Consider the following 20,208-nt stretch of genomic DNA (forward strand, 5'->3'; position numbering starts at 1 on the left):
GTGATCTGAGGTGGACCAGCGTGACCGTTCGTCAGTCGATCGTCTTCAACGGTGACCTCGGTAGCGGCAAGAGCACCGTTTCCGTCGAGATCGCCAAGCGGCTGGGGCTGCGCCGGGTCAGCGTGGGTGACCTGTACCGGCAGATGGCCCAGGAGCGGCAGATGACCGCGCTCCAGCTGAACCTGCACGCCGAGCTGGACCAGGCGGTGGACGGTTACGTCGACCAGCTCCAGCGGGACATCGCCGCCTCCGGTGAGCGCCTGGTCATGGACTCCCGGCTGGCCTGGCACTTCTTCACCGACGCGCTCAAGGTGCACATGATCACCGAGCCGGGTGAGGCGGCCCGGCGGGTGCTGGCCCGTCCGTCCGGCCCGGCCGAGAGCTACACCTCGCTGCAGGAGGCGAAGGCCAAGCTGCGCGAGCGCAGCGAGAGCGAGCGGAACCGGTTCATCGTCCGCTACGGCGTGGACAAGGCCCGGCTGCGCAACTACGACCTGATCTGCGACACCACCCGGGCCCCGGCGGAGGAGGTGATCGAGCACATCGTCGCGGTGTTCACCGGCGCGCTCGGCACCGACGTGGTGCAGGACAGCCCGCCGTTGCTGCTGCTCGACCCGGCCCGGGTCTACCCGACCGAGGACATCGCCGCCCTGCGGGACCTGTGGGACTCCGACTTCGTCGACGCGGTGGCCGCCGGCGGCAACGCGGCCCTCGAACCGCTGCGGATCGGCTTCACCGGGGAGTACTTCTTCGTCGTCGACGGGCACCGCCGGCTCAGCGCCGCGCTGCAGGGCGGGTTCCGGCTGGTCCCGGCCCAGTTGGTCGCCGAGGTGGACGAGCCGGTGGTGGGCGGGATGAGCGCGGTGGACTACTTCGCCGCCCAGGTCCGCCCCAGCACCGTCTACGACTGGGAGGCGGCGCACCGGATCCACCTCCCGTTGCCCGAGCACGCCCTGCTCGGCGGGGACGCGGTGCTGGCCGGGGAACCGGGCCCCGCCCTCTGACCGGTGGTGGGGTGACCCGACACGCCGCGACCGGTCCGTAGACTGGTACGGCAGAGTTCCACCCGCCGTCTTCCGCCGTCGCGGCACCGATCCGCCGTAGTGGTACCAATCGGCCGTTACGGTACCGATCCGCCGCAGCGGTGCTCATCCGCCGTCGCGGTACTAAGGAGCATTCCCGCGTGACCGTCCAGCCCATCCGTCTCTTCGGCGATCCCGTGCTGCGCACGCCGGCCGATCCGGTGGTCGACTTCGACGTCGAGCTGCGCAAGCTCATCACCGACCTCACCGACACGATGCGTGACCGCAGCGGTGCCGGCCTGGCCGCACCGCAGCTCGGGGTGGGTCTGCGGGTCTTCGCCTTCGACGTCGACGACGTGGTCGGGCACCTGGTCAACCCGGTGCTGGAGTTCCCCGATGCCGAGGAGCAGGACGGCCCGGAGGGGTGCCTGTCCATCCCCGGCCTCTACTTCGACACCAAGCGTCGACAGAACGTGATCGCCAAGGGCTTCAACGGCTACGGCGACCCGATGCAGATCGTCGGCACCGGGCTGATGGCGCGCTGTGTCCAGCACGAGACCGACCACCTCGACGGGGTGCTCTTCCTCGACCGGCTCGACCCGGCCGGCCGGAAGGCCGCGATGAAGGCCATCCGGGAGGCCGAGTGGTACGACGCGGCCGCTCCACCGACGGTCAAGACCAGCCCGCACGGCAGCCCCTTCGGCCTGGGGCGGTGACCGGCCGATGCGACTGATCTTCGCTGGTACGCCCGCTGTCGCGGTACCCGCCCTGGCCGCCGTGGCGGCCTCCGGGCACGAGCTGCTCGCCGTGGTCACCCGCCCCGACGCGCCCGCCGGCCGGGGCCGGGGTCTGGTCCGCTCCCCGGTGGGAGCCTGGGCCGACGAGCACGGGGTCGAGGTGCTGACCCCGGCCCGCCCCCGGGAGCCCGAGTTCCTGGACCGGCTGCGCGAGCTGGCCCCGGACTGCGCGCCGGTGGTCGCCTACGGCGCCCTGGTGCCGCCGGTGGCGCTGGAGGTGCCCCGGCACGGCTGGATCAACCTGCACTTCTCGCTGCTGCCGGCGTGGCGGGGGGCCGCGCCGGTGCAGCACGCCGTACTGCACGGCGACGAGCTGACCGGGGCCAGTGTCTTCCAGCTCGAAGCGGGCCTGGACACCGGACCGGTCTTCGGCACCCTGACCGACGAGATCCGCCCCGCCGACACCTCCGGGGACCTGCTGGAGCGCCTCGCGCACTCCGGTGCCGGCCTGCTGGTGGCGGTGCTGGACGCGATCGAGGCGGGCACCGCGCGGGCCGAGCCGCAGCCCGCCGACGGCGTGTCGTTGGCCCCGAAACTGACCGTGGAGGACGCCCGGGTGCGCTTCGGCGACCCGGCCTTCGCGGTGGACCGGCGGATCCGGGCGTGCACCCCGGCACCCGGTGCGTGGACCACCTTCCGGGGTGACCGGGTCAAGCTCGGCCCGGTCACGCCGGTGCCGGACGGCCCGGCGCTGAAGCCCGGCGAGCTGCTGGTGGAGAAGGCCCGGGTGCTGGCCGGTACGGCCACCACCCCGGTGCGCCTCGGTGAGGTGCGGGCGGCCGGCAAGAAGGCGATGCCGGCCACCGACTGGGCCCGGGGTGTCCGGGTGGGCGCCGGCGAGGAGCTCGCGTGAGCGCCGCGCCGGTCGGCGGAGAGCCCGGCCACCCGCAGCGCCGTGACGACCGACCGCGCCGTGACGACCGACCGGGCCGTCACGACCGCGGGGACCGGGGCAGCGGCCGGGACCGGGACAGCAGGGACACCCGGGGCAGCGGCCGGGACCGGGACACCCGCGGTGGCGCCGGCGGACGCGACGGTCGAGGTCGGGTCGACTCCGGCCGGTACGGCGGGGGACGGGTGGCCCGGGCGGCCGTGGACCGGCCCCGGTTGGCGGCGTTCGAGGCGGTGGCCGCGGTGCACCGCGACGACGCCTTCGCCAACCTGGTGCTGCCGATCATCCTGCGCGAAGCCGGGCTGTTCGGTCGGGACGCGGCCTTCGCCACCGAGCTGACCTACGGCACGCTGCGTCACCTCGGCACCCTGGACGCGATCCTCACCGCCGCCGCCGGGCGGGACGTGGCCCGCATCGACCCGCCGGTACGCGACGCGCTGCGGATCGGGGCGTACCAGCTCCTGCACACCCGGGTGCCGGCGCACGCGGCGGTTTCCTCCACGGTCGACCTGGTCCGGGTGATCGGTGAGGGGGCGACCGGGTTCGCCAACGCGGTGCTGCGCGAGGTCACCACCAAGGACGCCGACGCCTGGGTGGCCCAGCTCGCCCCGCCGGTGGACACCGATCCGGTGGGACACCTCTCGGTGGCGTACAGCCATCCCCAGTGGATCGTGCGGGCCTTCTCCGACGCGCTCGGCGGTGACCTGGGGGAGACCACCCGGCTGCTGATCGAGGACAACGTCCGGCCGCCGGTGCACCTCTGCGCCCGGCCGGGGCGGGCCGACGCGGCGGCGCTGGCCGACGAGGTAGGCGGTGCCCCCGGCGCCTTCTCGCCGTACGCGGTGTATCTCTCCGGTGGCGCGCCCGGTGACCTGGCGGCGGTGGCCGACGGCCGGGCGCACGTGCAGGACGAGGGTTCCCAACTGGTCGCCGACGCCCTGGTCGCCGCGGACCTGGACGGCCCGGACCGGCGCTGGCTCGACCTCTGCGCCGGACCTGGCGGCAAGGCCGGGCTGCTCGGCGCGCTGGCCGTGGGGCGGGACGCCCAGCTGACCGCGGTCGAGGTGGCCGAACACCGGGCCCGGTTGGTCGCCGAGGCGACCCGGGGGCTACCGGTGACCGTGCTGACCGCCGACGGGCGTGACGTCGGCGTCGAGCCGGAGCTGCCGGAGGGGCACTTCGACCGGGTCCTGGTCGACGCGCCCTGCACCGGCCTCGGCTCGTTGCGGCGGCGGCCGGAGTCACGGTGGCGGCGGCAGCCCGCCGACCTGCCGCCGTTGACCCGGTTGCAGCGGGAACTGCTCACCGCCGCCCTGCGGGCGGTCCGTCCCGGCGGGGTGGTGGCCTACGTGACCTGCTCACCGCACACCGTGGAGACGCACGTGACAGTGACCGAGGCGGCCCGCCGCTGCGGCTTCGGGGTGGATTTCGTCGACGCCCGGCCGCTGCTGCCGGCGGGGATGCCGGGGCTGGGGGACGGGCCGACGGTCCAACTCTGGCCGCACCGGCACGGCACCGACGCGATGTTCCTGGCCGTTCTGCGCCGCAGCTGAGCCACTCCGGTGGGCGTCGGCCGGGGGTGACCCTCCCCCGGCCGACGCGCGCGCCTGGGCGGCCCGGACAATTGACCGCCCATCCCGGGTGGCTCAGATGGCCGGCAGCCCCTTCGGTCCGGCGTCGCGCATGGACCGGGTCAGCTTGCGGTCGTCGCTCCACAGGAAGCAGCGCACCCCCCGGTCGCCCTCCTCCCACTCCCGCTGCGACGGCGGGTAGAAGATCGAACCGGCCCGGTACGGCAACTCGTTGTTGTTCGGCACGGCGGCGAAGGCCGCGATCAGGCTCATGCACCGCCGGTGCACCTGCGCGTTGGCCTTGCTGAACGCGGCCCAGCTCATGTCCTTCTCGACGTACACGCCGACGAACTCGGCCCGGTGCGGCTCGGTGCAGAGCACCGGGGCCATGTAGTTGAGATTGCCGCCGATCAGTTTGGGGTCGAAGCACCGGTGCGCCAGCGGGGAGTCGCCGAGCAGGGCCCCGCGCAGGCTGCCGACCCGGTTGACCGGGCGGGTGTTGTCGATGCTGTCGGTCTCGCTCAGATCGCAGCGGAACCAGCGGGCGCCGGCCCGCCAGGCGGAAGTGGACGGTACCGCGATGTTCAGGGTGAGCCGGGCCGACCGCCAGTCGCCACCGAGCACCTCCCGGACGCGTAGGTCGCACTCGCCCCGGGCGGTCCGCAGGGCCGGTGATCCCGGCTCCGGGCGGGTGTCGTCGGTGACCTCGTCGGCCACGAAGCTGCCGACGTGGATGGCCTCGGCCAGGTGGGGCCGGGAACAGTCCACCGTGTCGTAGGTGCTGGCCTGCGCGACCACGCTGATCCGGGGCAGGCAGGCGCCGGCGGCGGGGACGAACAGCTGCGGCTCCCGCAGGGCCGGCCAGTCGTCGGTCAGGTCACCGTCTCCGCCATGCGCCGGCAGGCAGCCGCCCAGCACCACTGTGCCGGCCAGCGCCAGCGCCCCAAGCCACCGTCGCATCGTCTGCCCTTTCCGGGAGCTGACGGCCGGTTGCCGCGACCCGAGCGGCGTTGCCCCGCCGGGCGTGCAGCATACGACACCGTCCCTCATGGAGTTTCGTCCCGTTTCCGTCGATCGGCCAGTCATCATTGGCCTTTCGTGCTAGATCGCCGGATCGGACGGGTCATTCTGCACCGCCGGTCACGGTTGGGTGACAGGGGGTTCGGAATGGTGCCGCGATGGCGACCGGGGATGGCTGCGTTCGTACACTGGCCTGGTGACCGTACCGCCGCCGATCGTGGCACCCAGCATCCTGGCCGCTGATTTCTCCCGTCTGGCCGAGGAGGTGCGCGCCGTCGAGGGCGCCGCGGACTGGCTACACGTCGATGTCATGGACAACCACTTCGTGCCCAACCTGACCATCGGGCTGCCGGTGGTGCAGAGCCTACGGGCGGTGACCGAGCTGCCCTTCGACGTGCACCTGATGATCACCGACCCGCGCCGGTGGGCACCCGGGTACGCCGACGCCGGGGCGTACAACGTCACCTTCCACGCCGAGGCGTGCGACGACCCGGTGGCGTTGGCCAAGGACCTGCGCTCGGCCGGGGCGAAGGCGGGGCTGGCCATCGACCGGGACACCCCGATCGAGCCGTACCTCGACCTGCTGCCCAGCTTCGACACGTTGCTGATCATGACGATCAAGGCCGGCTTCGGCGGGCAGCGATTCCTGCCGCACCTGCTGGACAAGGTGCGTGCCGCCCGTCGGCACGCCGCCGCCGGTCACCTGGAGCTGCGCATCGAGGTCGACGGCGGGATCGCCGCCGACACCATCGAGCAGGCCGCCGCCGCCGGTGCCGACGCCTTCGTCGCCGGCACCGCCGTCTACGGCGCTGACGACCCCGCCGAGGCGGTGCGCAACCTCCGGTCCCTGGCCGACCGCGCGACCAGCGGTCACTGAGCGTGGAGCAGGCCGACGACGCACCCGACGTCATCCTGGTCGTCGACGACGACGAGGACATCGCCCGCTTCGTCGAGTTCAACCTCCGCCTGCACGGTTTCGACGTGCTGCACGCCTTCGACGGCCAGGAGGCGCTGGAGGTGATCGAGCGGCGGCGGCCGGACCTGGCGGTGGTGGACCTGATGATGCCGCGCATCGACGGGATGGAGCTGACCCGGCGGCTGCGCGCCAACCCGCTGACCTCCGCCCTGCCGGTGATCATGTTGACCGCCAAGGGCATGACCGTGGACAAGGTGCACGGGCTCAGCGCCGGCGCCGACGACTACCTGGTCAAGCCCTTCGACACCGCCGAGCTGGTGGCCCGGGTCAGCTCCACGCTGCGCCGCAACAAGGAGTTCCGGGAGGTCTCCCCGCTGACCGGCCTGCCCGGCAACAGCCGGATCCGGCGGGAGATCGGTGACCGGGTCCGCAGCGGGGTCGACTACGCCGTCGGCTACATCGACATCGACCGGTTCAAGAGCGTCAACGACCGGTACGGCTTCGTCCGGGGCGACGAGTTCATCTCGACGCTGGCCCGCAGCCTGCACCGGGCGGTGGTCGCGGTCGGTCAGCCGCCGGCCTTCCTCGGCCACGTCGGCGGCGACGACTTCGTGATCGTCTGCAGCCCGGACCAGATCCGCCCGCTGACCTCCCGGGCGGTGGTCGACTTCGAGACCGCCGCCGACCGGCTGTACGACCCGACCGACGCCCAACGGGGCTTCGTCGAGCTGAAGGACCGGCGGGGCAACATCCGCAAGGCCGCCCTGGTCACGCTCTCCATCGGGGTGGCCCTCTCCGACGTGAACAAGCGGATCACCGATCCGCTCGCCGCCATCGCCACCGCCTCGGAGATGAAGACCGTGGCCAAGAGCCAGCCCGGCTCGTACGTCGCGGTCGACCGTCGCCGAGCCGACGGTGTGAGGTAGCACGCCGGAATAGCGACATCCGGCGGTTGGCGTGTAAGACTTCTTCAGGTACCCACCACGCGCTGGCGGGACTCGGTGTAATTCCGAACCGGCGGTGATCCACGGCCCCGGCCGTGGTAAGCCCGCGACCCGGACGGCTCTGCCGCCCGGTGGACCTGGTGAGACCCCAGGGCCGACGGTTGAGTGCGGCACCACCGCGCTCAGACAGTCCGGATGGGAGACAGCGCGCGGGACGGACGGGTCTGCCCGGCCGCTGGTCTCAGCTGCCGCGTCGCCCCCCGGGGTCGGCTCTGCCGTACCCGGCCTCCGCCACCGCCGTGCTCCACCGCCTGCGCGCGACCGGCGAGTGAGAGGGCAGGCAGACGATGACCGGCGTCTCCGTCGACGAGGCGATGCGTCGCGCGAACGAACTGGCCGCGCGGGGGCTCGGCACCACCAGCCCCAACCCGGTGGTCGGCTGCGTGCTGCTGGACGCCGACGGTCAGGTCGTCGGCGAGGGCTTCCACGCCTACGCCGGCGGCCCGCACGCGGAGATCGTCGCGCTGGCCCAGGCCGGCGAGCGCGCCCGCGGCGGCACCGCGGTGATCACCCTGGAACCCTGCAACCACACCGGCCGCACCGGCCCCTGCAGCACCGCCCTGGTCTCCGCCGGCCTCGCCCGGGTGGTGATCGCGGTGGAGGACCCCGATCCGGTGGCCAAGGGCGGCGCCGACACGTTGCGCGCCGCCGGCATCCGGGTGGATCTCGGAGTACGCGCCGACGAGGCCGAAGCCGGCAACATCGCCTGGCTCACCTCGATTCGCCGGGGCCGGCCGTACGTGATCTGGAAGTACGCGGCGACCCTCGACGGGCGGTCGGCGGCGGCCGACGGCACCAGCATGTGGATCACCTCCGAGGCGGCCCGCATGGACGTGCACGCCCTGCGCGCCACGGTCGACGCGGTGATCGCCGGGATCGGCACCGTGCTGGCCGACGATCCCCGGCTCACCGCCCGTAACCTGCGCGACGGCAGCCTGGCCATCCGCCAGCCGCTAAGGGTGGTGGTGGACTCCTCGGGGCGTACCCCGGCCGACGCCCAGGTCCGCGACGGTGCCGCCCGGACGTGGATCGCCACCGGTGCGGAGGTCGGGGTCGACCCGGCCGGCCGGGTGGACCTCGCGGCGCTGCTCGACGCCCTGCACACCAGGGGCATCCGGGCGGCGTTGCTGGAGGGCGGCCCCCGGCTGGCCGGCGCGTTCCTCGCCGCCGGTCTGGTCGACCGGGTGGTCGCCTACCTCGCACCCCGGCTGCTCGGCGCCGGCCCGACCGCGCTTGTCGACGCCGGGGTGCACACCATCACCGAAGCCATCGACCTGGACGTGACCGACGTGACGCAGTTCGGTCCGGACCTGAGGATCACCGCAGTACCCCGCAAGAGGGAGGGCTGACATGTTCACCGGCATCGTCGAGGAACTCGGTGAGGTCGTCCGGGTGACCGGGACGGGCGGCGACTCGTCGCTGTTCGCCCTGCGTGGCCCGGTGGTCACCGCCGACGCCCGGCACGGCGACTCGATCGCCGTCAACGGGGTCTGTCTGACCGTGGTCGACGTCGACGGCGACGTCTTTACCGCCGACGTGATGGGCGAGACGCTGCGCCGCTCCGCCCTCGGCGCGCTGCGCCCCGGTGACCCGGTCAACCTGGAACGGGCCGCGACGCTCGGCAGCCGGCTCGGCGGGCACCTGGTCCAGGGCCACGTCGACGGCGTCGGCGAGGTGCTCGCCCGGGAGCCCGCCGAGCAGTGGGAGACGGTCCGCTTCCGGCTCCCCGACGCCCTGAGCCGGTACGTGGTGGAGAAGGGTTCGATCACCGTCGACGGGGTGTCGCTGACCGTCGCCGCGGTCGGCCCGGACTGGTTCACCGTCGGGCTCATCCCCACCACCCTCAAGCTGACCACGCTCGGCGCCCGAGGCGTCGGCGACCCGGTCAACCTGGAGGTCGACGTGCTGGCCAAGTACGTCGAACGGCTCCTGGGCGCCCGCCCGGACGCGGGTGAGCGGTGATGGACCCGCTGAGCTGGCTACTGCACGCCGAGCTGGTCGTGGCCGGCGCGCCGGTGCTGGTCCGCGAGATCGTCGGCAACGGCTTCGGGCTCGCCTCGGCGCTGCTCGGCCTGCGCCGGGTGGTCTGGGCCTGGCCGGTAGGCATGGTCGGCAACGCGTTGCTGCTCACCGTCTTCCTCGGCGGCGTCTTCGCCACGCCACAGGCCCACGACCTCTACGGCCAGGCCGGCCGACAGGTCTTCTTCTTCGCGGTCAGCCTCTACGGCTGGTGGCGCTGGTCGCGGACCCGTCGCTCGGGCACCGCGCCGCATGGCGCGGCGGTGACCCCCCGCTGGGCCACCGGTCGGGAGCGGCTCGGGCTGCTGGTCGTCGCCGTCCTCGGCACTGCGGTGGCGTACCCGGTGCTCGCCGCGCTCGGCTCCTGGGGGCCGCTGCCCGACGCCTGGATCCTGGTCGGCAGCCTGCTGGCCACCTACGGCATGGCCCGGGGCTGGGTCGACTTCTGGCTGATCTGGATCGCCGTCGACGCGGTCGGCGTGCCGTTACTGCTGCGCGGCGGCTTCTACCCCTCGGCGGCGATGTACCTGCTCTACGGGGGCTTCTGCGTCGCGGGTCTGGCCACCTGGTGGCGGACCTCCCGGGCGCTGTCCGCCCGGCACGCACCGGCGCTCGGCTCGACCTACTCGGAGGCTGTCGCATGAACGAGCAACCCACGGACGGTGCTGCCGGCATCAGCGCGTTCGGCAGCATCGAACAGGCGCTGGCGGAGATCGCCGCCGGCCGGCCGGTGGTCGTGGTCGACGACGCCGACCGGGAGAACGAGGGCGATCTGATCTTCGCCGCCGAGCTGGCCACGCCGCAGTTGCTGGCCTTCATGGTCCGCTGGACCTCCGGCTACGTCTGCGTCCCGATCACCGAGGCGGAGGCCGACCGGCTGGACCTGCCGCCCATGCACCACACCAACCAGGACCGGCGGGGCACCGCCTACACGGTGACCGTGGACGCCCGCGAGGGCGTCGACACCGGCATCTCCGCCGCCGACCGGGCGCACACCATCCGGCTGCTCGCCGACCCGGCGACCGGCCCGACCGACCTGGCCCGCCCCGGGCACGTGGTGCCGCTGCGCGCCCGTCCCGGCGGGGTGCTGCGCCGTCCCGGGCACACCGAGGCGGCCGTGGACCTGACCCGGCTGGCCGGGCTGCGTCCGGCCGGGGTGCTCTGCGAGCTGGTCAACGACGACGGCACCATGATGCGTCTGCCGGAGCTGGAGAAGTTCTGCGCCGAGCACTCGCTGACCCTGATCAGCATCGCCGACCTGATCGCCTACCGGCGGCGTACCGAGAAGCAGGTGGAGCTGGCCGCGGAGGCCCGGATGCCGACCCCGCACGGGGTGTTCCGGGCCCTGGGTTACCGCACCGCGCACGACCCCGCCGAGCACGTCGCCCTGGTCATGGGTGACCTCGGCGACGGACACGACGTGCTGGTCCGGGTGCACTCCGAGTGCCTGACCGGTGACGTCTTCGGCTCGTTGCGCTGTGACTGCGGCCCACAGCTGGACGCCGCGCTGGCCCGGGTCGCCGCCGAGGGGCGGGGCGTGGTCCTCTACGTCCGGGGCCACGAGGGGCGGGGGATCGGGCTGCTGCACAAGCTGCAGGCCTACCAGTTGCAGGACACCGGCCGCGACACCGTCGACGCCAACCTCGACCTCGGCCTGCCGGCCGACGCCCGGGACTACGGCACCGGCGCGCAGATCCTCTACGACCTGGGCGTGCGCTCGATGCGGCTGCTGACCAACAACCCCGCCAAGCGGGCCGGCCTGGAGGGCTACGGCCTGACCATCCTCGGCCGCGAGGGGGTGCCCGTCCGGCCGCACCCGGAGAACGTCCGCTACCTGCGTACCAAGCGGGACCGGATGGGACACCTGCTCGACGGACTTGACGACCCACCAGCCGACCGCGTGACGGTCGGCGACGAGATCGGAGCATGATCATGGCAGGCTTCGGGGAGCCCGGGGTGGACGCGATCGACGCCGCGGGCCTGACCGTCGGCGTGGTCGCCGCGCGGTGGCACGGCCAGTTGACCGACCACATGCTCGACCGGGCGGTGGCCGCCGCGCGGGCCTGCGGCGCCCGCCCGGTGGTGGCCCGGGTGGCCGGCTCGGTGGAGCTGCCGGTCGTCGCGCAGGCGCTGGCCCGGCGCTGTGACGTCGTGGTCGCCCTGGGCGTGGTGGTACGCGGCTCGACCGCGCACTTCGACTACGTCTGCCGGTCGGTCACCGACGGTCTGACCCGGATCGCGCTGGACGAGGGCAAGCCGGTGGCCCACGGGGTGCTCACCGTGGACACCATCGAGCAGGCCCGGGACCGGGCCGGGCTGCCCGGCTCGGCCGAGGACAAGGGCTGGTCGGCGACGGTGGCGGCGCTGGACGCGGCGCTGGCGATCCGGGGTCTGGACGCGGCCACCGGCCAGCGGGTGGGCTTCGGCGGCTGACCTCCCGCGGTCGGCGGCGTTTCTCCGGTGCTGCTCACCCGGCCCGCGAACGCACCTCCGCCGAGCGGTTCACTCATCGAGGTTGATGGATTGGGAGCGCTCCCGTAACATGCCTGACACGGCTGTTAACGCTCACACAACGGCGATTGTCCGACTGTGCCGGCCGTCATCCGTCAGGAGGGTGCTTCATGATCAAATTGAGACCGGCGAATGTCGGCCTGGCGTCGGCCGTCGCGTTGCTGGTGCCGGCCGCGGCGGTCGTCGTGGCGCTGCCGGCCGGCGCGGCAGCTGCGGGCTGTTCGGTCAACTACACGGTGTCGTCACAGTGGGGCGGCGGATTCGGTGCCAACGTGGCGGTCACCAACCTCGGTGACCCGGTGAGCAGCTGGACGCTCACCTGGTCGTTCGGTGCCGGACAGGCGGTCACCCAGGCGTGGAACGCCACGGTGACGCAGAGCGGCTCGGCGGTCACCGCGAAGAACGTCAGCTACAACGGGGCGATCGGGGCCAACGCCAGCGTGTCGTTCGGCTTCAACGGCTCGTGGACCGGCAGCAACCCGGTGCCGGCGAGCTTCGCGTTGAACGGCGTGACCTGCACCGGCGGCGTGGCCCCGACCAACCCGCCGACCACGCCGCCCACCACCCCACCCACCACGCCGCCGACCACCCCGCCGCCCACCAACTGCGCCCTGCCGTCGACGTACCGCTGGTCGTCGACCGGTCCGCTGGCGCAGCCGAAGTCCGGATGGGTGTCGCTGAAGGACTTCACCACCGTGCCGTACAACGGTCGGCACCTGGTCTACGCCACCACGCACGACAACGGCACGCGCTGGGGCTCGATGAACTTCGGCCTCTTCAGCAACTGGTCCGACATGGGCTCGGCCAGCCAGAACACGATGAACTCGGGCACCGTCGCCCCGTCGCTGTTCTACTTCGCCCCGAAGAACATCTGGGTGCTGGCGTACCAGTGGGGTGGGCCGGCGTTCTCCTACCGGACCTCGAACGACCCCACCAACGCCAACGGCTGGGGGCCGGCGCAGACGCTCTTCTCCGGCAGCATCTCCAACTCCGGCACCGGGCCGATCGACCAGGCGCTCATCGGTGACGGGCAGAACATGTACCTGTTCTTCGCCGGTGACAACGGGCGGATCTACCGGGCCAGCATGCCGATCGGCAACTTCCCGGGCAGCTTCGGTACGAACTACACCACGATCATGACCGACACCACGAACAACCTCTTCGAGGCGGTGCAGGTCTACAAGCTCCAGGGTGAGAACCGGTACCTCATGATCGTCGAGGCGATCGGTGCGCAGGGTCGGTACTTCCGGTCGTTCACCGCCACCAGCCTGGGTGGTACGTGGACGCCGCAGGCGGCCACCGAGAGCAACCCGTTCGCCGGCAAGGCCAACAGCGGCGCCACCTGGACCAGCGACATCAGCCACGGCGAGCTGATCCGGACCAGCGCCGACCAGACCATGACCATCGACCCCTGCAACCTGCAGCTGCTCTACCAGGGCCGGGACCCGAACTCCGGCGGCGACTACGGGCTGCTGCCGTACCGGCCGGGTCTGCTGACCCTGCGCCGCTAGACACCGGGGGACCCACTCCGGCAAGTGGCAGGAGGGGGTGTGCCCACCGTGAGAGCGGCGGGCTCGGTACCAGACCGAGCCCGCCGTCACGTATGACGGAGGTGCTCCCGGGTCCACTGCGCCAGCAGGCGGGCGCAGGCGTCGACGGACTCCTGCCAGGTCCGCTCCGCGCCGTCGCCGGCGGCGTCACTCACCTGCTTGACCAGCCGGACCGGCACCCCGAAGTGCTGTGCGGTGGCGGCCAGGGCGTAGCCCTCCATGTCCACCAGATCGGCGTGCCGGGCCAGCCGGTCCCGGGCGTCGTCGTCGGCGACGAACTGGTCCCCGGTGGCCAGCACCGGCCCGGTACCGGCCAGGGCCAGCGGTGCGCCGACGGTCTGCCCGGTAAGCGTCCGGAGGAAGTCGGTGTCGAGGTCGTGCTGGCGTACGCTGCTCACCTCGTGGACGCCGTGGTAGCCGGGACGCAGCGCGCCGGCCGTGCCGAGGTTGACCACCGAGGCGGGCAGCGGACCCCGGGCGAGCGTGCTGGCCAGGGCGAGCGTCGCATTGACCTTACCCATCCCGGTGAGCAGGACCGGTAGGTCGGCGTCGAGATGAACGGCCTCCTCGGCGAGGGCCAGGACGAGCAGCGGACGGTGCGGGCTGATCGTTCCGCGTAGATCCATCGCGCGATGGTAGCCGGACCCGCTCTCGCCAGGAGCCACCCCTCTCGGCTCGACCAGCCTCGTCCGCCGAGGTAGTCGTGTGACTCCGTCAGGCATAAGCTGTGATTTATAGTATCGCTATGTGGCAGGTCGTCTTGCTCTCTCCAGTCGAGGACTGGTTCCTGGATCTCTGTGAACGGGATGCCTTGACCGCGAATCGCGTCTTCGAGGCCGTCGAGATGTTGGCGGAGGCTGGGCCCGGTCTCGGCCGTCCGATGGTCGACCGGATTCAGGGCAGCCGGTTGCATAACCTGAAGGAGTTGAGGCCGGGATCGACCGGCCGGTCAGAAATCCGATTACTGTTCATGTTCGATCCCGAGCGGGAAGCGGTCGTGTTGGTCGCTGGGGACAAGGCCGGTCAGTGGAACCGCTGGTACCGGGAGAACATCCCGGTCGCGGAGCGGCGTTACGAGCAGTATCTGGTTGATCGCAAGAACGAGGAGGCGTCATGACTGGCCGCCGATGGAACGACGTGAAGGCTGAGGCGATGGCTCGGCACCCTTGGTTGGTCGGTGCTGAGGCCGAGGCTGATCGCGAGAAGATCCGTGCCGAGAATCTCGGCCGCATCCGTGGACACGAGCTGGCCGAAATGCGTAAGTCCGTTGGTCTGACCCAGGCGGAGGTGGCGGTTTCCCTTGGTGTGAGCCAGGCGCGGATCTCGCAGATCGAGCACGGTCAGGTCGACAGTCTGGACACTCTCCGTGCGTACGCGGAGGCACTTGGTGCCGAGGTTTCGATCGTCGTGTCGCGAGGGCCGATCACGCTGCGGGTCGCCTGACGCAGGTCGGCACGCCGGGAACGGCCGGTCACGGTCAGAGGCGGCCGGCTTCGATGATGCGGGCCAGGAACTGGCGGGTGCGGGGTTGGGTCGGGGCGCCGAAGAGCTGCTGCGGCGCTCCGGTCTCGATCACCCGGCCGCCGTCCAGGAAACAGACCTGGTCGGCGACGTCGCGGGCGAAGGTCATCTCGTGGGTGGCCAGCACCATCGTCGTGCCGTCGGCCTTGAGGTCGCGGATCAGGGCCAACACCTCGCCGACCAGCTCCGGGTCCAGCGCCGAGGTGACCTCGTCGAGCAGAAGCAGCCGGGGGTTGTTGGCCAGCGCCCGGACGATCGCCACCCGCTGCTGCTGGCCGCCGGAGAGCCGGTCCGGGTACGCCCCGGCCCGGTCACCCAACCCCACCCGGTCGAGCAGTTCCCGGGCGTGCGCCTCCGCCTGCGCCCGGCTGCGGCCGTGCACCCGGCGCGGGGCGAGCGTGACGTTGTCCAGCACGCTCAGGTGCGGAAAGAGGTTGTACGCCTGGAAGACCAGGCCGATGCGGCGGCGTACCCGGTCGGGGTCGACGCCGGGGGCGGAGATCTCCTCGCCGTCCAGCTCGATGGTGCCGTCGTCGAGGTCGTCCAGCAGGTTGACGCAGCGCAGCAGGGTCGACTTGCCCGAACCGGAGGCCCCGATCAGCGCCACCACCTCGTGTTCGGCCACGGTCAGGTCGAGCTGGTCGAGGACGACCTGCCCGCCGAAGACCTTGCGTAGCCCTCGACACCGCAACAACGCCACGGTCAACCTCCGGACTGGCGGCGGGCGGCCCGCAGGGTCACCCGGTCGGTGACCGCGATCAGCGGGACGGCGAGCAGGACGAAGAGCACCCCGGCCACGACGTACGGGGTGTAGTTGAAGGTCTGGGCGGTGGCGATCTGCGCGGCGCGTACCGCGTCGATCGGGCCGGCCAGACTGACCAGCCCGACGTCCTTCTGCAGCGCGACCACGTCGTTGAGCAGCGGCGGCGCGACCCGGCGGACGGCCTGCGGCAGCACCACGTGCCGCATGGTCTGCCGGTGGGTCAGCCCCAGCGAGCGGGCCGCGGCGAGTTGGCTCGGGTGCACCGACTCGATGCCGGCGCGGAACACCTCGGCCAGGTACCCGCCGTAGGTGAGCACCAGGGCCAGCCCGCCGAGCACCAGCACCGGCGGCATGCCCTGCAACCGCAGACCGGGTGCGCCGAGGGTGAGCAGGTAGAGCACGATGATCAACGGCAGGCCCCGGAAGGTGTACGTGTAGCCGGCGGCCAGGGCTCGGACCGGGAAGAGCACCGGGCCGCGCAGGGTGCGCAGGACCGCGACGAGCAGCCCGAGTCCGAGCGCGCCGAGGGCACAGCAGACCAGCAGCCGGACGTTGAGCCAGAGCCCGGTGAGCACCGCCGGCAACGCGTCGCGGGCGATCGTCGGGTCCAGGAACGACTCGCGTACCCGCGGCCAGCCGGGCGCGCCGGTGACCGCGACCGCCAGCAGCGTGCCGATCGCCGCCGTGGAGGCGGCGGCGACCAGCACGCTGAGCACGCTCTGCCGACGCCGGTACGCGTCGCGGGCCCGCTGGGCAGGCGACGGCAGGTGGGTCACGTCGCTCATGTGATGTCGGGTGCCCCGGCCTCCTCGGTGAGCCACCGCTGTTCCAGCTGCTTGAGGAAGCCCTCGTTGGTGAGCTGCCCGACGGCCCCGCTGACACAGCCGGTCAGCGGCGAGTCACGGTCCAGCAGCAGGCCGAAGACCTCGGGGGAGCCGACCTGGGGCAGTTGCCCGACGACCACCGCGTCCTTGATCTCCGTGCCGGTGATGTAGAACGCCGTGGGCAGGTCGACCACCAGCCCGTCGAGCTGGCCGTTCTGCAGGGCCTTCTTGGCGTCGTCGTTGCTGTTGTAGACAAGCGGCCTGACCTTCGGCTGGATCAGGTCGGTGATCGCCTGGTAGCTGGTGGTGCCGACCTGGGCGCCGAGTTTGGCGTTCTTGAGGTCGGCCAGCGACCGCTTGCCGGCGATCTTGGAGGACTTCAGCGCGATCACGGTCTGCCGGACCAGGTAGTACGGTGCGGAGAAGTCGACCGCCTGCTTGCGCTCCTCGGTGATGGAGAACTGGTTGATGTCGAAGTCGAACTCCTTGGGCCCCGGCGCGATGGCGCTGTCGAACTTGACCCGGGTCCAGGTGACGTCCTCGCGGGCGTACCCGAGTTTCGCAGCCACCGCGTAGGCCACGGCGGACTCGAAGCCCTCGCCGCTGTCGGGCTTGTCGTCGACGAACCACGGCGGGTACGCCGGCTGGTCGGTGGCGATGGTGAGCTTGCCGGGGGTACGGGTCGCCAGGTTCTCCTTGGTGCACGACGCGGAGGCGGCGGGGCCGGGAGTGCCGGTGGGCTGCTGCGGGGAGCAGGCGGTCACCGAGAGGACGACGGCACCGGCGAGGGTCAGCGCGACTGTTCGTGGGGTGCGGGCCATGGCCGACAGCGTAGAGGCATCCCTCGATGTCGTCGACGATCTTCCCACCATGTTGGTGGGAAACGCCGAACCGGTGATCCGTCGATATGTCGGACGGCCGGGGGCCGGCCCGCCGTCGACGGCTCGACGACGGGCCGGCGGTGGGACCGCCGGCTGACCGGGACCGTCAGCCGGTGATCTGGATCTTGCGGCCGATGCCGGCCCGGAACTGGGCCATCGCCTCGGCGTACCTGTCCAGCGGGAAGCGGTGGCTGATGAACACCTGCGGGTCGATCACCCCGGCGGTGAACAGGTCGCCGGCCCGCTCGAAGCTGTGCAGCACCGCCATCGACCCGGTGACGGTGATCTCCTTGTTGTAGATCCGGTACGGCTCGATGCCGGCCCGGGTCCGGTACTCGGAGACGCCGAACTGCAGGAAGGTGCCGGCCGGGGCGACCCGGCCGAGACCGTCCTCGATGGCCGCCTGGACACCCGTGCAGTCGATCACCACGTCCCAGCCGCGCGGGCGGTCCAGCTCCTCGGCGCTGGCCGCCGAGGCCGTGCAACCCAACTGCACCGCGGTGGCCAGCCGGTCGGCGTTCAGGTCCACCATGCTCACCGTCGCCGCCCCGCACCGCTTGGCCAGCTCCATCATCATCAGCCCCATGGTGCCGGCGCCGTAGATCAGGTAGTGGTCGGCGAGCCGCCGGGGCAGCACGTCGAAGCCGCGTACCGCGCAGGAGAGCGGCTCGATCAGGGCGGCGTCGGCAGGTGCAACCGACTCCGGCAGGGTGACGCAGTTGCGCACCGGGGCCAGGGCGTACTCGGCGGCCCCGCCGGAGACGGTGACCCCGATGGCGTTCCACCGTTCGCAGAGGTTGCCCCGGCCCCGCCGGCACTGGTAGCACTCCATGCAGTGCAGCGACGGGTCCACCGCGACCGGGTCACCGACGCGTACCTCGGTGACGTCCCGGCCGACCGCGGCCACCGTGCCGGCGAACTCGTGGCCCGGCACGATCGGGTACGCGGGCGCGAACTCACCGTCCATGATGTGCAGGTCGGTGCCGCAGATGCCGCTGCCGGCGACCTGCACGACGACGTCGCGGGGGCCGGGCGTGGGGTCCGGCACGGACTCGACGCTGATCTGCCCGGGTGTGACGATGACTGCTGCCTTCACTTGACGGCTCCCATTGAAAGTCCTCTGACCAGTTGCTTCTGGGCGATCCAGCCGGCCAGCACGACCGGCAGCGACACGATGGTCGCCGCCGCGCAGAGCCGGGCCAGGAACAGCCCCTCGGAGGTGATGAAGCCGACCAGGAAGATCGGCGAGGTGCCGGCCCGGGTGGCGGTCAGGTTGACCGCGAAGAAGAACTCGTTCCAGCTGAAGATGAAGCAGATCAGCGCGGTGGCGGCCAGGCCGGGCGCGACGATCGGCAGCAGGATCCGCCGGATGGTGACCAGCAGGCTGGCGCCGTCCATCGCCGCCGCCTCGATCAGCGCCGTCGGCACCTCCAGCAGGAACGAACGCATCATCCACACCGCGAGCGGCAGGTTCATGGCGGTGTAGAGCACCACCATGGTCCAGATGTTGTCCAACATGCCCACCTGCTTGACCAGCAGGTAGATCGGCAGCAGCGCGGCGACCACCGGCAGCATCTTGGTGCTGATGAAGAAGAACAGCACGTCGCGCCAGCGTTCGACCGGCCGGATCGACAGCGCGTACGCCGCCGGGGTGGCCAGCACCAGCACCAGCAGGGTGGAGACCACGCTGGCCGTCATCGAGTTGAGCAGGTACGGGGTGATGTCCCGGTCGAAGACCTGCCGGTAGCCGTCGAGCACCGGGGTGAAGAACCAGGTGGGCGGGTTGCTGGCGGCGTCGACCTCCTGCTTGAAGCCGGTCAGCACCATCCAGAGCACCGGCAGGAAGAACAGCAGCCCGGCCAGCCAGGCCAGGGTGGTCCAGAGCGCCCCGGCCGGGTCGGTACGGCGCCGGCGCGCCCGGACGGTACGGCTCTCGGCGACTCGGCTGTCGCCGGTACGGGTGACGGTCATCGGGCGTCCTCCATCCGGAACAGGCTGGAGATCACCCGCAGTGCGAAGGTGGCCACCACGATGGTGCCGACCACCGCCACCACACCGGCCGCGGCGGCCTCGCCGTACTCGAACTTGCGGAAGGTGGTCAGGTAGATCTCGTACGGCAGGTTGGTGGTGGCCCGGCCGGGGCCGCCCTGGGTGATGGTGAAGACCGCGTCGAAGGTCTGCACCAGGTAGATCGAGCCGAGCAGGGCGCCCAGCTCCAGGTACGGCCGCAGGTAGGGCAGGGTGATCCGGGTGAAGATCTGCCAGGCCCCGGCCCCGTCGACCCGGGCGGCCTCCAGCGTCTCGGTGGACTGACCCTGCAACCCGGCCAGGATGATCAGCATCATGAACGGGGTCCACTGCCAGACCAGCGCGGTCACCACCGAGGTCATCGGGTACGCCGAGACCCAGTCGGTGCTGCCCCCGAGGATTCCGTTGATCAGGCCGTACGACGGGTTGTAGATGGCGTGCTTCCACAGCAGTGCCGCCGCCATCGGCATCACCAGGAACGGGGTGATGAGCAGGGTGCGCACGATGCCCCGGCCGGGGAACCGGCGGTCGAGCAGGAGTGCCAGGCCCAGCCCGAGCAGCACCGAGACGATCACCGACGAGGCGGTGAGCATCACCGTGTTCAGCAGGGCCGAGCGGAGCCGGTCGTCGGTCAGCACCTGACCGTAGTTGGCCAGCCCGGCGAACTCGCGGCTGCCCGGCCGCAACGCGTTCCAGCTCTGGGTGGACAGGTAGATGGTGAACAGGAACGGCAGCTGCGTCACCACGATGGCGAAGATCAGGGCGGGCAGCAGCGGGGCCCGCCGGGACCAGCGTTGGGCCGGGCCGGGGCGACGGGCGGGCGGAACGGTGCGGCGCGGTGTCGCGTCCGCACCGGTGGTGACGGTCGTGGTCATCGGGGTCCACCTCG

22 protein-coding genes and 1 riboswitch are annotated in these 20,208 nt (G+C 71.8%); of the genes, 14 read left to right on the top strand and 8 right to left on the bottom strand.

The window, feature by feature from the left end; genetic code table 11:
• The first annotated feature begins 20 nt into the window (after positions 1-20).
• The 4 genes from GA0070617_RS12310 (at position 21) to GA0070617_RS12325 (ending at position 4,264) form a co-directional block, all read left to right on the top strand.
• Complete coding sequence (locus tag GA0070617_RS12310; protein ID WP_091436641.1) at positions 21-1,004, top strand: AAA family ATPase; 984 nt, start codon at positions 21-23, stop codon at positions 1,002-1,004.
• Positions 1,005-1,183: 179 nt separating this feature from the next.
• Positions 1,184-1,738: a peptide deformylase gene (gene def, locus GA0070617_RS12315; RefSeq protein WP_091436642.1), complete on the top strand. Its 555-nt coding sequence runs from the start codon at positions 1,184-1,186 to the stop codon at positions 1,736-1,738.
• A gap of 7 nt (positions 1,739-1,745) precedes the next feature.
• Positions 1,746-2,672 (top strand): methionyl-tRNA formyltransferase, encoded by a 927-nt coding sequence (gene fmt / locus GA0070617_RS12320; RefSeq protein WP_091436643.1) that lies wholly within the window; start codon positions 1,746-1,748, stop codon positions 2,670-2,672.
• The gene (locus GA0070617_RS12325; protein ID WP_229688299.1) at positions 2,669-4,264 is read left to right on the top strand and encodes an RsmB/NOP family class I SAM-dependent RNA methyltransferase; all 1,596 of its coding nucleotides are present in this window, start codon (positions 2,669-2,671) and stop codon (positions 4,262-4,264) included. The genes fmt and GA0070617_RS12325 overlap by 4 nt, the downstream gene beginning before the upstream one ends.
• Before the next feature lie 93 nt (positions 4,265-4,357).
• Here the strand turns inward: GA0070617_RS12325 and GA0070617_RS12330 are convergent, their stop codons facing one another.
• Positions 4,358-5,242: a septum formation family protein gene (locus tag GA0070617_RS12330; RefSeq protein WP_091436644.1), complete on the bottom strand. Its 885-nt coding sequence runs from the start codon at positions 5,240-5,242 to the stop codon at positions 4,358-4,360.
• A gap of 256 nt (positions 5,243-5,498) precedes the next feature.
• Between GA0070617_RS12330 and rpe the strand changes: the two genes are divergently transcribed.
• The 8 genes from rpe (at position 5,499) to GA0070617_RS12370 (ending at position 13,263) form a co-directional block, all read left to right on the top strand.
• Positions 5,499-6,179: a ribulose-phosphate 3-epimerase gene (rpe, locus tag GA0070617_RS12335; RefSeq protein WP_091436645.1), complete on the top strand. Its 681-nt coding sequence runs from the start codon at positions 5,499-5,501 to the stop codon at positions 6,177-6,179.
• Positions 6,180-6,181: 2 nt separating this feature from the next.
• Entirely contained in the window at positions 6,182-7,144 is a 963-nt protein-coding gene (locus GA0070617_RS12340; RefSeq protein WP_091436646.1) for a GGDEF domain-containing response regulator, read from the top strand.
• 57 nt (positions 7,145-7,201) lie between these two features.
• A riboswitch (FMN riboswitch) is annotated at positions 7,202-7,373 on the top strand.
• Positions 7,374-7,509: 136 nt separating this feature from the next.
• Positions 7,510-8,571, top strand: coding sequence for a bifunctional diaminohydroxyphosphoribosylaminopyrimidine deaminase/5-amino-6-(5-phosphoribosylamino)uracil reductase RibD (ribD, locus tag GA0070617_RS12345; protein WP_091436647.1), 1,062 nt, complete (start codon positions 7,510-7,512; stop codon positions 8,569-8,571).
• Between the two features lies 1 nt (position 8,572).
• Positions 8,573-9,184: a riboflavin synthase gene (locus GA0070617_RS12350; RefSeq protein WP_091436648.1), complete on the top strand. Its 612-nt coding sequence runs from the start codon at positions 8,573-8,575 to the stop codon at positions 9,182-9,184.
• Positions 9,184-9,885, top strand: coding sequence for a nicotinamide riboside transporter PnuC (pnuC, locus tag GA0070617_RS12355; RefSeq protein WP_091436649.1), 702 nt, complete (start codon positions 9,184-9,186; stop codon positions 9,883-9,885). Before GA0070617_RS12350 ends, pnuC begins: the two co-directional genes overlap by 1 nt.
• A gap of 29 nt (positions 9,886-9,914) precedes the next feature.
• Positions 9,915-11,171, top strand: coding sequence for a bifunctional 3,4-dihydroxy-2-butanone-4-phosphate synthase/GTP cyclohydrolase II (locus tag GA0070617_RS12360; protein WP_091446304.1), 1,257 nt, complete (start codon positions 9,915-9,917; stop codon positions 11,169-11,171).
• Positions 11,172-11,173: 2 nt separating this feature from the next.
• Positions 11,174-11,674, top strand: coding sequence for a 6,7-dimethyl-8-ribityllumazine synthase (ribH, locus tag GA0070617_RS12365; protein WP_091446305.1), 501 nt, complete (start codon positions 11,174-11,176; stop codon positions 11,672-11,674).
• Positions 11,675-11,862: 188 nt separating this feature from the next.
• Positions 11,863-13,263 (top strand): glycoside hydrolase family 62 protein, encoded by a 1,401-nt coding sequence (locus GA0070617_RS12370; protein WP_091436650.1) that lies wholly within the window; start codon positions 11,863-11,865, stop codon positions 13,261-13,263.
• 86 nt (positions 13,264-13,349) lie between these two features.
• On the opposite strand, the gene GA0070617_RS12375 is transcribed toward GA0070617_RS12370, so the two are convergent.
• Positions 13,350-13,928 (bottom strand): nucleosidase, encoded by a 579-nt coding sequence (locus GA0070617_RS12375; protein WP_091436651.1) that lies wholly within the window; start codon positions 13,926-13,928, stop codon positions 13,350-13,352.
• Between the two features lie 119 nt (positions 13,929-14,047).
• Between GA0070617_RS12375 and GA0070617_RS12380 the strand changes: the two genes are divergently transcribed.
• Positions 14,048-14,419 carry a type II toxin-antitoxin system RelE/ParE family toxin gene (locus GA0070617_RS12380; RefSeq protein ID WP_091446307.1) on the top strand — a complete coding sequence of 124 codons (372 nt, stop codon included), beginning with the start codon at positions 14,048-14,050 and terminating at the stop codon, positions 14,417-14,419.
• On the top strand, positions 14,416-14,745 hold the full coding sequence (locus tag GA0070617_RS12385; RefSeq protein ID WP_091436652.1) for a helix-turn-helix domain-containing protein: 330 nt from the start codon (positions 14,416-14,418) through the stop codon (positions 14,743-14,745). Before GA0070617_RS12380 ends, GA0070617_RS12385 begins: the two co-directional genes overlap by 4 nt.
• 34 nt (positions 14,746-14,779) lie before the next feature.
• Here the strand turns inward: GA0070617_RS12385 and GA0070617_RS12390 are convergent, their stop codons facing one another.
• From GA0070617_RS12390 to GA0070617_RS12415, 6 genes are all read right to left on the bottom strand, one after another.
• Positions 14,780-15,523 carry an amino acid ABC transporter ATP-binding protein gene (locus GA0070617_RS12390; RefSeq protein WP_091436653.1) on the bottom strand — a complete coding sequence of 248 codons (744 nt, stop codon included), beginning with the start codon at positions 15,521-15,523 and terminating at the stop codon, positions 14,780-14,782.
• A 2-nt stretch (positions 15,524-15,525) separates the two neighbouring features.
• Positions 15,526-16,371, bottom strand: a complete 846-nt coding sequence (locus tag GA0070617_RS12395; protein ID WP_091436654.1) for an amino acid ABC transporter permease — start codon at positions 16,369-16,371, stop codon at positions 15,526-15,528.
• Positions 16,368-17,231, bottom strand: coding sequence for an ABC transporter substrate-binding protein (locus GA0070617_RS12400; RefSeq protein ID WP_091436655.1), 864 nt, complete (start codon positions 17,229-17,231; stop codon positions 16,368-16,370). Before GA0070617_RS12400 ends, GA0070617_RS12395 begins: the two co-directional genes overlap by 4 nt.
• 166 nt (positions 17,232-17,397) lie before the next feature.
• Positions 17,398-18,387: a zinc-dependent alcohol dehydrogenase family protein gene (locus GA0070617_RS12405; RefSeq protein ID WP_091436656.1), complete on the bottom strand. Its 990-nt coding sequence runs from the start codon at positions 18,385-18,387 to the stop codon at positions 17,398-17,400.
• Positions 18,384-19,262 carry a carbohydrate ABC transporter permease gene (locus GA0070617_RS12410; protein ID WP_091436657.1) on the bottom strand — a complete coding sequence of 293 codons (879 nt, stop codon included), beginning with the start codon at positions 19,260-19,262 and terminating at the stop codon, positions 18,384-18,386. The genes GA0070617_RS12405 and GA0070617_RS12410 overlap by 4 nt, the downstream gene beginning before the upstream one ends.
• Entirely contained in the window at positions 19,259-20,194 is a 936-nt protein-coding gene (locus GA0070617_RS12415) for a carbohydrate ABC transporter permease (RefSeq protein WP_091436658.1), read from the bottom strand. Before GA0070617_RS12415 ends, GA0070617_RS12410 begins: the two co-directional genes overlap by 4 nt.
• Positions 20,195-20,208 lie beyond the last annotated feature (14 nt).

Source organism: Micromonospora yangpuensis (genome assembly GCF_900091615.1).
Lineage (GTDB): Bacteria > Actinomycetota > Actinomycetes > Mycobacteriales > Micromonosporaceae > Micromonospora > Micromonospora yangpuensis.